This is a genomic window from Candidatus Enterococcus willemsii (genome assembly GCF_009933335.1).
Lineage (GTDB): Bacteria > Bacillota > Bacilli > Lactobacillales > Enterococcaceae > Enterococcus_F > Enterococcus_F willemsii.
In genome coordinates this window covers 235201-247968 of record NZ_MAEL01000054.1, presented here as the reverse complement: position 1 = coordinate 247968, position 12768 = coordinate 235201, and the positions used below count along the sequence as shown (strand labels likewise).

Genomic DNA, 12768 nt, shown 5'->3' with positions numbered 1-12768 from the left:
CTTACTTCGTCTCTCTATGTAACGTGTATTGATTACAATATTTACAGAATTTATTAATTTCTAAGCGTTCGCCTTTTTTACCTTCACTGACTGATTTTGTATAGTTACGAGAACCACAGACAGAACACGCAAGAGCTGCTTTTTTTACGGCCATTTTTTTGCCTCCTGAATTAGATACACTCTAATTAATTTCATATGAAGATACGTTACCACGATTTTAGATAACTGTCAATTCTTAGTCAGTTTTTACTTGTTTTATGTTATGATAGAGATGTCAAATATTCACAATTGGAGGAATAATCATGTTATTAAAGTCAATGGTTTATAAAAAGCAAGATTTAACAACTGTCAAAGAAACAAATACGTTAGCAGAAGCTTTAGCAATTTTAGAAGAATCTGGTTATCGTTGTGTGCCTATTTTAGACGAATCTTCTAAAATTTTCCGTGGCAACATTTATAAAATGCATATTTATCGTCATAAAGCAAACGGTGGCGATATGTCTTTACCGGTGACACATCTCTTAAAAAATGCAACCAAATTTATTCATTTACGTGATTCGTTCTTTCATGTCTTCTTTACCATTAAAGAACTACCTTATATCACAGTATTAGATGACGACAACCAATTTTATGGGATTCTAACGCACAGTACATTATTAAACATGCTGGCACAATCTTGGAATATTGACGAAGGGAAATATGTTTTAACAATTGCCTCAACTGGTTCTCAAGGTGAATTAGCAACAATGGCAAAAATCATTGCAAAATATAGTAGCATTACAAGCTGTATCACATTAGATGTCGGTCAAGATGAATTCATTCGTCGCACATTGATTACTCTACCAAAAACAACTACACCTGAAACCAAAGATAAAATTGTTCAACAATTAAGTAAGCAGTTTCGTGTGGCGGAAGTAGAAGAATTAAATTAAGTAGGACTGTGAAAACAGTCCTTTTTATTTTCTGCATTGACTTTCACAAATAAGAACTCTACAATGATAGCTGTTGTAAATTATTCAAAGGATTTACACACGCGGTTCATCAACCATCCCGCGTAATCAAAACTCGGAGAAAGTAGGAATTAATTATGACAAACAATCATTCGCAACTGCGAACCCTTTTAGCCAATGCACTTATTATGGGACTATATGTAGTATTAAGCTTAGTACTCCCTGTTTCATCAGGCGCCATTCAATTTCGATTATCAGAAAGCTTAAATCATCTTGTTGTTTTCAATCGTAAATTAATGTGGGGCGTTTTAGGTGGTGTCTTGCTCTTTAACTTATTTTTCGGCTATGGCATACTGGATGTCATTTTCGGTGGTGCTCAAACATTTCTAGCGTTAACAGCTAGCGCTCTACTGCAAAAAAAGGTTAAAAATATCAAAACACGCATGCTTCTAAACATTTTCTTCTTTACAATTAGTATGTTTATGATTGCTATTATGTTGCATATCACGGCAGAATTACCATTCTGGTTAACTTATGGAACAACAGCTTTGAGTGAATTAATTATTATGTCCCTTTCAGCTCCAGTCATGTATTATATTGACAGCAAATTACATTTCGCTGATAAAGCATAAAAAAAACGTCCATTGGACGTTTTTTTTAACTTGCTTTTAAAATGGATACTGTTTCTTGTTCTTCTGATTTCAGAGGGACAATATTATTTTTTCGTTTCAATTGGCGCTTTTTTTGACGTACATTCACTCGATACACCAATAAAAAGACACTATAGCTTATGAAAAGAAAAGCTTGTAAAGCGAAAAACACACCCTTCACTACACGTGGTAAGGATAATTGAAAGACATTTTGTAATAAAAATTGAATGAGCAATACGCCACCAGATAAACCCACTAAATGATAATATTTCATATGTATATTGTCCTCCTCAGTAAAATGAATTATAGCAGAATTGATAAAAAAAAGTAACTATTTTCCTCTCTTTTTGTTTTTTTATTACAAAACAAAAAGAAAACGCTTGCAAAAAGAGTTCGTTTATGGTATAAAATAGGTGTAAGGGGTCATAGGAATTCCCAGTAATGTAGCAAAACTACAGAAAAGAATTGTTGTGAAACTTAAAAAAAAGCAAAGGAAGTGGGAATTTGAGCAACTCCTTACTAATTGAATAGGAATCCGATGAGAACTCACAAAATGAAGTGGACATAAGAACCTTCACTGTGCATCACAATCATACAATGTGACCAACGTGTTACATGATTGAAAACCTCTCTCATCGGATTCTATTTTTTTGCCTAAATTTCTTTTTTTCCCCTCATCTACTTTCCGTGGTATAATATTTACCAGAAAAAAATACTTGGAGAACTTATTATGAATTTTCATTATCATCTATTGATAAATCAAGCTGCTGGTGCAGGCAATGGCAAAAAAATTAGTGAAAAAGTCGAAACATTATTCCTTAAAAATAACTTTCTTTATACTGCACATCGAACAAATTATCCGAATCATGAATTAGAAATTATTAGTCAACTTGTTGAGACAACACTGCTCCCTTGGTCCAAACGAACAGAAACTCCCTATCCACTCTTACTTGTCATTGGTGGTGATGGTACATTACATCAAGTAGTGAATCAGTTAAAACAATTGAACGTAGAAATTCCAGTTGCCTATATTCCCGCTGGATCGGGTAATGATTTTGCTCGTGGGGTAAATTTACCAAAAGAAATTGAACAAATCTTTTGGCACATTATCCAAACACAAGAGCCACAAGAACTGCCTATTATCGCTTATGAAGAAAAAATTCAAGAACGCAAAGGGATTAGCGTAAATAACGTGGGGATTGGACTAGATGCAGCCATTGTGGCACGGACAAATCATTCCACAACGAAACATCATTTAAATAAATATAATCTTGGCTCATTATCGTACATAATGTCGATTCTTGCTGTTTTGTTTAAACAAAAAGGATTTCCAATTTTAGTTGAAGCAAATGGTCAAACGATTGGCTATAAAAAAGCCTTTTTATGTACAACGACGAATCATCCATTTTTTGGTGGAGGTGTTGCCATTGCGCCTATGGCAGACATTTACAAGCACTCATTGGACTTTGTTTTAGTGGAACGACTCCCACTTTATAAAATTCTTTGGCTCATTGTATTACTCTTGAGAAAAAAGCAAGCCAACTCAAAATATTTCCACCATATTTCAGCTGCAAAATTAAGAATCGTTTCAACAACACCCCAATTTGCACAAGCGGATGGAGAAGAATTAGGGCGTGGACCTTACGATCTACAATTTAGTCTGGAAAAACAACTTTTCTGGTTTTAAACTAAAAAATGGCAAACAATTGTCTTCTTAGACGTTCGTTTGCCATTTTTTATGCTTGAAAGTGGTACGGGGTAATACCTGCCATCCCAATCATGGGATCAATTTGACCACTTCGAATCATTTCTTCTGTTAAATAATCGGGTTCTTCAGTGAATAATGACGTTTGTTCATCCTCTTCAACACTCGTTTCCTCTACTTTAGCTTCTGGTGTTGAGTTGATTGGCGATGCGAAAGCGACAGCTTCAGTAAACGGCTCTTCTGATGTTGAGTTGATTGGCGATGCGAAAGCGACAGCTTCAGTAAACGGCTCTTCTGATTCCTCAAAATTACTAATTTGTTCCCGCATTGTTGCAGTTAAGGTATCCACTCCTAAAATCCGTTCTTTCAACGTAGTATGCCTAAAGTTCGATTGCTGTTGTACGCATTGTTGGTACGCCGAAAGCTCACCAAACAAAATTAATTTTTCTTTACTACGCGTAATAGCGGTATAAAGTAGGTTACGCTGTAACATCCGTCGATGATAGTTGAACATCGGCATCAATACCATACGAAACTCACTTCCTTGTGACTTATGAATCGTACAACAGTAAGATAAGGTAATTTGATGCCATTCGCTTCGTTTATAGGTTACTTCATTTGCATCAAACTGAATAACTAATTCATCTTGCTTATCTTCAGAATCTTTGGCATAAATAATCCCTACAATTTGCCCCATATCCCCATTAAATACATTGTCTTCAGGTGAATTGACCAACTGCAGCACTTTATCTCCAATCCGATACACTTCATCCTTACCTACCACTTCTTTATTTCGACCATTAGGGTTCGGATTAAAAATTTCTTGCATAATTTTATTTAATTCATTGACCCCACCTGGTCCTTTATACATTGGTGATAAGACTTGAATATCTTGCGCTGTATAGCCTGTTTCTTTGGCTTTTTGAACAACTTGCGCAATTCCAGCTTGAATGGTTTGCTCGGTCCGTGGAATAAATGAGCGATCACTTTGTTTTTGAGTAAAGTCGGCGGGTAAATGACCATTTTTTATCTCATGAGCCAAGGAAATAATCGTTGAGTCATCCCCCTGACGATAAATTTCTGTCAATTCTTGTTTCGGAATATCGTCAATCCCTAATAAATCGTGTAACACTTGTCCTGGTCCAACTGATGGTAACTGATCTTTATCGCCAACAAAAATCACCTGCATATTCGTTGATATAGCTTTCAATAGCGTATTGGCTAACCAAGTATCGACCATCGACATTTCATCAACAATTAACAAGCCACCTTCTAATTCTTTCGGGCTACTTGCGACACTTTTTTCACGACCATTCAATCCTAACAAACGATGAATTGTTCCACTTGGTAACCCAGTCGTTTCATTCATTCGTTTCGCTGCTCGACCAGTGGGGGCAGCTAATAAAATAGGAAACATTTCGTCTGTATATTTACTTGGGTCTAAATCTACATCATTTAGTTCCGCAAATAATTGCACAATTCCATTAATAATTGTCGTTTTCCCAGTTCCTGGTCCACCAGTTAGTAAAAAGAACGGGGAACGAATGGCTTGTTTAATCGCAAGCTCCTGTGATTCTCCGTAAACAATATTTGCACGTTTCTCAATCTTCCGAATGGCTTTTTGAACAGTCTTTTCAGGATAATTAATTTCTTTTTTTCGTTCCAATAATCGTTGGATAGAAGTTGCAATTCCCCATTCAGCAAAATACAAACTATTATCGTATAAATTGGTGCCTTCTTGTTGAATCTTGCCTTCTTCGACTAGTTCAATCAATACATCCGCAAGCACTTCAGGATGAATTTCTACTGGACGGCTGCGTTCTAACAACTCAATTGTTTGATTCAGTAAAGTATTGGCTGGTACAAACGTATCTCCCGTGTTTGCTGAATGACTAAAAATTTGATGCAAAATAGCAGCACGCATTCGCTTCGGTGATGTCGCACCAATGCCAATTTGTTCTGCAATGGTATCAGCTTTTTTAAATCCGACTCCTTCGATATCTTCCACTAATTGATAGGGATTTTCTTCGATAATCTCTAGTGCTTCATTTTTATATAGTTGATAAATGGCAAAAGATAGGGTACTTCCGAATCCATAGCGACCCAAACCGACAATAATTTGATCCATCCCATAATTCAAACGCAAGGTTTCAAGCATCATGTTGCGTTTTTTTTCAGTTAAGTTAGGGATTTGTTCGAGCAGACTTGGGTCTTCAATTATTCGATCAATGGCTTCTTCTCCTAATAAATCAACAATTTTTTCAGCTGTTTTCTTGCCGATTCCTGGAAATTTTTCACTTGATAAATAACTGATAATACCGTTTTCTGATGTCGGTTGCTCCTTTTGGTACGTCTCACAGTTGAATTGCTCGCCGTACTTACTATGTTTGCCCATCACGCCAAAAAAACGATAACTTTCACCTTCTTGTACATCACCAAAGCTACCTGTAATTTTGATTTCTTTTTCTTTAAAATCCGTATCTGTTTCGATTACACGCACACTTAGGACTTTGTAAAAAGTACTTGGGCTTTGAAAGATAATATGCACCAATTCACCTGAAACAAAGTTTTTTTCTGGAATCAATGGTTCCCCTCCTTTCGCACTAATTTTCTAACTTAGTAGCAAGTACACTTATTAGATTATGAGATTAATCAAGTTTGTCATTTTCATAATGATGTGTAAGTTCCAAATTTGGAAACCCTTGTTGACGCAATGCTTCATAGACAATCATCGCTACAGTATTCGATAAATTTAATGAACGAACATGCTCGTCATTCATTGGGATACGTAAACATTTTTCTGCATTCGCACGCATAAATTCTTCTGGTAAGCCTGTTGTTTCTTTTCCAAAAATAAAATAATGGTCACGGTCATCCGCAAAATTTTCATCACTATATACTTTATTTGCAAATTTAGAAATCAAATGTAACGGTTGGTCTCCTAGCATTTCTAAAAAGTCTGCTAAGCTTTTATGATACGTAATATTCACATCATGCCAGTAATCTAACCCCGCACGTTTCAACTGTTTATCATCCGTTGAAAATCCTAAAGGTTCAATTAAATGTAATGGTGTATTGGTCGCTGCACAAGTCCGCGCGATATTTCCAGTGTTCGCTGGAATTTGTGGTTCAAATAAAACAACGTGGTTCACAAAAATTCCTCTTTTCTTTTCTATAGAAATATTTCTTATCAATGATAACGCAATTTTTTATTTTTTGCCATCTTCTTTTATCGTAAAAGAAACGACTGAGAGCCTCTCTCAGTCGTAAATTCTATAGTTAGCTTCCTACTTTTCAATCATAAAATAAGGCAAAAAAAAAACGTAGCAACTCGGTGTCTAGCACGGCAAGTTGTTACGTTAGTGAAGTTCTCCTCACTAACTTTTATCAGAACAGGATGCTGATAAAAACCAATGAAAAATGACTTGCAATTAATATATCATTTCATAGAAATGATTGCAAGGTTTTCCTCTCAAAAAATTCAAAATTTCTTCAAATTTTTCTGCCTATCAGAATATCTAAATCAATTGTAATTTGAGACAGAGGATTTTCACGTAAACGTTCCTTTCTTTCTGGCGAAACGCCCCACTCTAAAGGAGACATTTCTAATAACGAGAGACGGTTTTCTTCCGGAATATCAAAGACATAGGTTACTTGTTGTCGCTCGGCCTCTGGATAAAATTCTTGAAATTTCGCAAGTACTTGTTCATTTGAGTACACTTGTTTTTCTGGATTATTCGGATAAAAGGCAGCACGTAGCTCTTTTAAATAACCACTTTTTGGGACCACTTTAATCACTTGCCCACCTGGTTTCAAAATTCGGTCAAATTCATGGTAATTTGATGGTGAGAAAATATTCAAAATAGTCGAAAATGTTTGCTCTTGGAATGGTAAATTGGTTAAATCAGCGACACACCAAAAAAGATTTGCTGGCTGATTAGTTGCCAGATAAATCCCTTCTTTCGATAAATCAAAACCAACACCTGTTGTAATGCTAGTTTGCTCAGCTAGCGCAGTCAAAAAACTACCTTCACCACAACCTACATCTAAGATTTGTTCGTTGGTACAATAAGGTGCTAGTAGCTCTACTAGCGGTTGGTACATGCCACTTTTAATCATCGCCCCACGATGGGCAAACATTTCATTATCATAATCAGTTTTAATTTGTTTATCTAAAAAATACAATGTACCCTTTTTTGATAAATCAAAGCGATGGTTCTTGGAACAACGAACGCTTTTCTCAACAGTCTCCATCGGTTCATGACACAAAGGACACTGGAACAACGCTGGATTTTCTTGTAAAAATAATGCACTACGGTCAATTTTCTTTAACATATGGATTCCTCATCTTTCATTCACTACTTTAGCATATTCTTATGATAGAATGCTATATATACAAATGGAAAAGGAGCAAAAAAATGTTAAGAGAATTTTGTGCAGAAAACTATAGTGATTTACCACAAGCAATTGCCAATGGTGCAAAACGAATTGAGCTTTGCGATAACTTAGCCGTTGGTGGAACAACCCCTAGTACTGGTGTGATTGAAGAAGCGCTAAGTTATGCTGGTGAAAAAGGAGTAACTGTTATGACCATGATTCGTCCACGTGGCGGTGATTTTGTGTATAACGATATCGAATTAAAAATCATGCATACAGATTTAATTGAAGCGAAAAAATTAGGAACAGATGGCGTGGTATTTGGTTGTTTAACACCAAATAATTGGTTAGATGAAGAAGCATTAGAAATGTTAATCGACAATGCCGAAGGTCTACAAATTACCTTCCACATGGCTTTTGATGCAATTCCGGTAGAACGACAATTTGAAGCGATTGACTGGTTAGCTGAAAATGGTGTCACACGTATTTTGACACACGGTGGTCCAAGCGGTACGCCAATTGCGGAAAACTATGAGCATCTAAAAGCCTTAATTGCTCATGCTGGCGACCGGATTGGTATCTTACCTGGTGGCGGCATTACTTTTGAAAATGCGGAAGAGGTTGCGGAAGTATTAGGTGTAACTGAGGTACATGGAACGAAGATTGTACCGTTTGATTAGTAAAAAAACTTATGAAACCTGTTTTGTAACAGTTGTTTCATAAGTTTTTTCTTCATTCAGATAAAGTTCTACACCTAGTGCGACTAATTCTTGATACTCATTATCATTTACTGAACAATTATTTAGAAAAATAATTATCGATATACTTTTTTATATTTTCAAAATCTTTTTCCATAAATAAGACGGCTGGCACTTCAATTATCGGCAGATTATTTTCATTATCAAAAGGCGTAAAAGGTTCAGGAACGACCAAATAATCCACTGAGTTTTTATCCTTAATATAATCAATTGAAACGTCGTAATATTGAGAAAAATACTCTTTCAAATCATCATGATTTCGAATAAACGGTAAAGAAAAGATTGAACCATAATTTATTCCAGTACTTACAGTTAATACAAAGCATATTTTTTTCATTTCTTCCCCTCCTTGTTACACTTAATAATAAAGTATACAACACACCTTCGTAAACCGTTTTCAAAAAATATTTTATAACACTCGCAATTACTAACTGTTACTAAAGATTGTACAAAGAAAACTTTGTAGTAATTTTTTCCCTGATTAACCTGTAATTACGACTTGAATTGAAATTTATACTTAATAACAAAAAAATTCCTTATAAGGCGATACACATATCGACTTATAAGGAAAATATTAAAATGAAAACTATTCGTTATCTCCTCAATCAATCGTCGCATGTTTTCGTTGCTGTTCTAACCATTCTTCGGTCACTTTTTCAATGGTCGTTTGTTTATCTTTTGTTGGTGTTGCTACATACACGGTGGGTTTTTGTTTTTCGGTTGCAACCACGAAAGCAAATTCAACATTTGTCGCCACACCCCATTCACCATGACGATTCATTGCAATTAACGAAAAGGCGCCGGCTGTTTCATTTCTCTTTGTTAAGCGGTCAGCAAAATCATAGACTGCTTGATTGCAGGCAGCTTGTGGTGAATAGCCATCCTTCATCAAACGAACAATTTCATAAGACAAACAGCCTTTCATCAAATCTTCCCCTAAACCGGTAGCTGTAGCGCCACCAATATCACTATCGACATAAAAACCTGAACCACTTAACGGTGAATCACCAATACGACCTGCTTGTTTCATAAACAAGCCAGAACTTGACGTCCCCGTCGCCATACTTCCACTGACATCAAGTCCTACCATACCAACCGTATCATGACCATCATAAGGATTTAATTTATTTTTCTGAACTTCTTTTAAACGTTTCTCCCACTCACTTTTTGCACGATCTGTTAGCATATTTTGGATATCAAATCCATGAAGAACAGCATAATCGCGGGCACCTTCCCCCACTAAAAAACTATTGAAGCGTTCTTTGCTTAATTGTTTTGCAACAGAAATTGGATTTTTCACATCGGAGATTCCCGCAACACTACCAATTTGATACGTATCACCATCCATATAAGCAGCATCTAATTGTACAGTTCCTTGAATATTGGGTAAGCCACCGTAACCAACTGATTTATACAACGGATTATCTTCTATTAAGCGTATCGCTAATTCAATGGCGTCTCCAACAGCTATACCTTCTTTTAATAGTTGGCTCGCAACAGTTACACCGTCAAAGGCCATACGCCAAGTTGCAATGATTCCCCACATAGGAAAACCTCCTCAATCAAAATATGTGTTGATGATTGTTTCAATTTGTTCTCGCTTTGCAAAAACTGTTGTTAGCTTTTGCATAGTTGCAAATAATAAATAGGTCATGTTTTCCCAGACTTCGGCTGTTGACTGGGCTTTTGGTCGATCACACCAAATAGCTAAAGCGACACCTGGTAGTTGTGGTGTAAGTTGCACGACTTGTTGTTGTGGATACATCTCAGGTGTCCAATCATTCAGAATTTTTTCATAGGTTGGGTAGGAATACCCCGCATTTTCACCTAATACATAGTAGAAATAGTTGTCATTAAAATTAATCACTGGATACCCTTTTTCTAAGAACGTGGTGACTGGGGCCATGTTTTGATTCCATTTCGTCCAATACGTAATTTCGACGTTTTTTGTTAATTTTACTTGTTCACTACGATTTAATCGGAAGAAGCCATCATTCCAAATACGAGGAACAAAGCCCCATTGATTGATCTTTTCAATCACTTGATTGACATATGCTACAAAGGTATCGATGCCTTCTGCTTCTGGACCATAATGCGTTTTGGCATACGCACGCAGTTCTGGATAGACTTCAATTTGATCGAAATCAACAAATTCATCCCCACCAATATGAAAGTAGGTACTATCAGTAAATAATTCCGCATATTCATGATAGATAGATAAAATAAACGCAACTGCCTCTGAATCACAAATATTCAACGCGGCTGGGTCACGTTCGAGGGTACCATCTGCTTGTTTCTTTTGTAATTGCCATTCAGGATGCGTACGTAAAATTTGCTTTAAATGACCTGGACTATCGAAATCGGGAATAATTTCAATCCCTGCTTGTTGTGCATATAAAATAATTTCACGAATCTCATTTTTAGTTAAATATTCTTCAGAAACAATTTCAGGAGCCACTTCTGATTCAATACGAAAGCCTTCATTTTCTGAAAAATGTAACTGTAAATAATTGAATTGCGCTAAAGCCATGCTATCAATAAATTGCAATAAAATATCTTTTGAAAAATACTTACGAGCCATATCAATCATTAAAATTCGTTGTTCTTGTTGATACCTCACCAGCGTTTCTCCTAAAGGTAACTCACCTAAAAAATCTCGAATGATTGCATGAACGGCAACCGACAATAATTCACTCCGATCAGCGACTACTTTAATCCCTTGATCTTTATAAATCACCGATGTATCAGCTTGCTGAATAAGATGTAAGTCCCCAATATCATGCTGAGTAATCGTTACGGTTTGTTTTAATAGGCGTTCAACAATTCGTTTTAACCGACGAGCGATTGGTAAACTACTTGCTTCTGCTACAGAAATTGTATAGCTCATAAATGACCTCCATATTCAAAACCTGATTGTTCAATCACTTGTTTCATCCAATAACTACTGGCTTTATCTGAACGAGCGTAATTCTGTTCCCGATTTAAACGATAAAACCCATAGCGATTCTTATAAGCATTCAACCACGACCAGCAATCGACAAAGGTCCACATATGGTAACCAAAGCATTGGCTACCTTCTTGCATCGCTTTTGCCAACATTGCTAAGTGATCTTCTAAAAATGCGATTCGATAGTCATCTTGAATCACACCTTGCGCATCCAAAAATTGTTCTTCACCTTCTACGCCCATGCCATTTTCAGAAACATACCAAGGAATATTGTAGTAGTCTTTTTTTAAGCGCATGGCAATATCATACATCCCTTCTGGGTAAATTTCCCACCCTCGATGGGGGTTGATTCTTTTTTCTGGCCAATCATAATAACGTGCAAAATCACCCGGTGATTGCGCAGGAAAACGTGGGTTTTCGACTGCTTGGACACGTAACGGCTGGTAGTAATTAACCCCTAAAAAATCAACTGTATTTTCTTCAAAAATGGTGCGGTCTCCTGCTTGCGTTTCTGGTAATAATTGATTTTCTTCTAACAAATCAATAAATTCCTGTGGAAAATAACCATGAACCACCGTATCTACAAAACTACGAATATAAATCAAATCAGCTTTGTGTCGTGCTTCTTGATCTGCTGGCTCTTCACTCTTTGCATAGACCGGTGAAAGATTTAAAATAATCCCAATTTCGCCATCATTTTGTGAAGATTCTTTGTAAGCTTTCACCGCTGCAGCATGAGCTAATAAGGTATGGTATCCCACTTGAATCGCTCGTTTAAAATCATGGACTTTTGGGTAGTGCGCATCTCCCATGTATCCACATTCGATATGAACTAACGGTTCATTAAACGTTGCCCATTTTTTGACAATATCGCCAAATTGTTCAAAAGCAGTTTTTGCATAAAAAGCAAAATGATCAACTGATTCACGCGCTTCCCAACCACCTTTTTCCATTAACCACCACGGCATATCAAAATGAAAAAGATTAATAATTGGCTCAATGCCCTGCTTAATCATTTCTTCAAAATAGTCACGATAAAATGCAACTGCTTTGGGATTCAGTGTTTTACCGTCGGGTAGCAACCGTGTCCAAGCGATCGATGTACGGTACGAATTCATGGACATTTTTTTCATTAATGCGATATCTTCTTTGTATTGCACATAAACATTCGAAGTGTCATTTGGCCCGACCCCATCAAAGAATAATTCTGGCTCCATTTCAAACCATTTATCCCAAGTGGAAGGACTTTTACCATCAAGTAATGCTGCACCCTCTGTTTGGGGTGCCGACGTTGCTGCGCCCCACAAAAAATCTTTTGGAAATGTAATCATCACTTCTCCTCCTTTATTTCTTTCACTTTACTAAGAAAGCGAATACAAAA

13 protein-coding genes are annotated in these 12768 nt (G+C 36.4%); 4 read left to right on the top strand and 9 right to left on the bottom strand.

From position 1 onward, the window contains the following. Window position 1 precedes the first annotated feature (1 nt). Entirely contained in the window at window positions 2-154 is a 153-nt protein-coding gene (gene rpmG, locus BAU17_RS12270) for a 50S ribosomal protein L33 (RefSeq protein WP_161903114.1), read from the bottom strand. A gap of 148 nt (window positions 155-302) precedes the next feature. On the opposite strand from rpmG, the gene cbpA reads away from it, so the two are divergent. Together cbpA and BAU17_RS12260 are read left to right on the top strand one after the other, a co-directional pair. Then, complete coding sequence (gene cbpA / locus BAU17_RS12265) at window positions 303-932, top strand: cyclic di-AMP binding protein CbpA (RefSeq protein ID WP_161903113.1); 630 nt, start codon at window positions 303-305, stop codon at window positions 930-932. A 155-nt stretch (window positions 933-1087) separates the two neighbouring features. Next, window positions 1088-1582, top strand: coding sequence for a QueT transporter family protein (locus BAU17_RS12260; protein WP_202622325.1), 495 nt, complete (start codon window positions 1088-1090; stop codon window positions 1580-1582). 25 nt (window positions 1583-1607) lie between these two features. Here the strand turns inward: BAU17_RS12260 and BAU17_RS12255 are convergent, their stop codons facing one another. Continuing rightward, window positions 1608-1874, bottom strand: a complete 267-nt coding sequence (locus tag BAU17_RS12255; RefSeq protein WP_161903112.1) for a hypothetical protein — start codon at window positions 1872-1874, stop codon at window positions 1608-1610. 456 nt (window positions 1875-2330) lie between these two features. Here BAU17_RS12255 and BAU17_RS12250 point away from each other — a divergent pair, with 456 nt between their 5' ends. Then, window positions 2331-3287: a diacylglycerol/lipid kinase family protein gene (locus BAU17_RS12250; protein WP_161903111.1), complete on the top strand. Its 957-nt coding sequence runs from the start codon at window positions 2331-2333 to the stop codon at window positions 3285-3287. Between the two features lie 49 nt (window positions 3288-3336). Here BAU17_RS12250 and recD2 read toward each other — a convergent pair whose 3' ends face one another. The 3 genes from recD2 to BAU17_RS12235 form a co-directional block, all read right to left on the bottom strand. Then, window positions 3337-5889 (bottom strand): SF1B family DNA helicase RecD2, encoded by a 2553-nt coding sequence (gene recD2 / locus BAU17_RS12245; RefSeq protein WP_161903110.1) that lies wholly within the window; start codon window positions 5887-5889, stop codon window positions 3337-3339. 64 nt (window positions 5890-5953) lie between these two features. After that, window positions 5954-6457, bottom strand: coding sequence for a tRNA (uridine(34)/cytosine(34)/5-carboxymethylaminomethyluridine(34)-2'-O)-methyltransferase TrmL (gene trmL, locus BAU17_RS12240; protein ID WP_161903109.1), 504 nt, complete (start codon window positions 6455-6457; stop codon window positions 5954-5956). Between the two features lie 340 nt (window positions 6458-6797). After that, the gene (locus BAU17_RS12235; RefSeq protein WP_161903108.1) at window positions 6798-7640 is read right to left on the bottom strand and encodes a putative RNA methyltransferase; all 843 of its coding nucleotides are present in this window, start codon (window positions 7638-7640) and stop codon (window positions 6798-6800) included. Window positions 7641-7723: 83 nt separating this feature from the next. Here BAU17_RS12235 and BAU17_RS12230 point away from each other — a divergent pair, with 83 nt between their 5' ends. Further along, entirely contained in the window at window positions 7724-8362 is a 639-nt protein-coding gene (locus BAU17_RS12230; protein WP_161903107.1) for a copper homeostasis protein CutC, read from the top strand. A 118-nt stretch (window positions 8363-8480) separates the two neighbouring features. Here BAU17_RS12230 and BAU17_RS12225 read toward each other — a convergent pair whose 3' ends face one another. The 4 genes from BAU17_RS12225 to BAU17_RS12210 all read right to left on the bottom strand — a co-directional run bounded on the left by BAU17_RS12225 (window position 8481) and on the right by BAU17_RS12210 (window position 12718). Next, a complete protein-coding gene (locus tag BAU17_RS12225) occupies window positions 8481-8777 on the bottom strand; it encodes a hypothetical protein (RefSeq protein WP_161903106.1) in 297 nt (98 codons plus the stop codon). 264 nt (window positions 8778-9041) lie between these two features. Next, the gene (locus tag BAU17_RS12220; RefSeq protein ID WP_202622324.1) at window positions 9042-9986 is read right to left on the bottom strand and encodes a glycosylasparaginase; all 945 of its coding nucleotides are present in this window, start codon (window positions 9984-9986) and stop codon (window positions 9042-9044) included. Window positions 9987-9998: 12 nt separating this feature from the next. After that, window positions 9999-11327 (bottom strand): family 20 glycosylhydrolase, encoded by a 1329-nt coding sequence (locus tag BAU17_RS12215; RefSeq protein ID WP_161903105.1) that lies wholly within the window; start codon window positions 11325-11327, stop codon window positions 9999-10001. Beyond that, the gene (locus BAU17_RS12210; RefSeq protein ID WP_161903104.1) at window positions 11324-12718 is read right to left on the bottom strand and encodes a glycoside hydrolase family 1 protein; all 1395 of its coding nucleotides are present in this window, start codon (window positions 12716-12718) and stop codon (window positions 11324-11326) included. Before BAU17_RS12210 ends, BAU17_RS12215 begins: the two co-directional genes overlap by 4 nt. Window positions 12719-12768 lie beyond the last annotated feature (50 nt).

Coding starts and splice junctions, on each gene's coding strand:
- rpmG (WP_161903114.1), bottom strand. CDS start 154: ATGGCCGTAAAAAAAGCAGCTCTTGCGTGTTCTGTCTGTGGTTCTCGT.
- cbpA (WP_161903113.1), top strand. CDS start 303: ATGTTATTAAAGTCAATGGTTTATAAAAAGCAAGATTTAACAACTGTC.
- BAU17_RS12260 (WP_202622325.1), top strand. CDS start 1,088: ATGACAAACAATCATTCGCAACTGCGAACCCTTTTAGCCAATGCACTT.
- BAU17_RS12255 (WP_161903112.1), bottom strand. CDS start 1,874: ATGAAATATTATCATTTAGTGGGTTTATCTGGTGGCGTATTGCTCATT.
- BAU17_RS12250 (WP_161903111.1), top strand. CDS start 2,331: ATGAATTTTCATTATCATCTATTGATAAATCAAGCTGCTGGTGCAGGC.
- BAU17_RS12235 (WP_161903108.1), bottom strand. CDS start 7,640: ATGTTAAAGAAAATTGACCGTAGTGCATTATTTTTACAAGAAAATCCA.
- BAU17_RS12230 (WP_161903107.1), top strand. CDS start 7,724: ATGTTAAGAGAATTTTGTGCAGAAAACTATAGTGATTTACCACAAGCA.
- BAU17_RS12225 (WP_161903106.1), bottom strand. CDS start 8,777: ATGAAAAAAATATGCTTTGTATTAACTGTAAGTACTGGAATAAATTAT.
- BAU17_RS12220 (WP_202622324.1), bottom strand. CDS start 9,986: ATGTGGGGAATCATTGCAACTTGGCGTATGGCCTTTGACGGTGTAACT.
- BAU17_RS12215 (WP_161903105.1), bottom strand. CDS start 11,327: ATGAGCTATACAATTTCTGTAGCAGAAGCAAGTAGTTTACCAATCGCT.
- BAU17_RS12210 (WP_161903104.1), bottom strand. CDS start 12,718: ATGATTACATTTCCAAAAGATTTTTTGTGGGGCGCAGCAACGTCGGCA.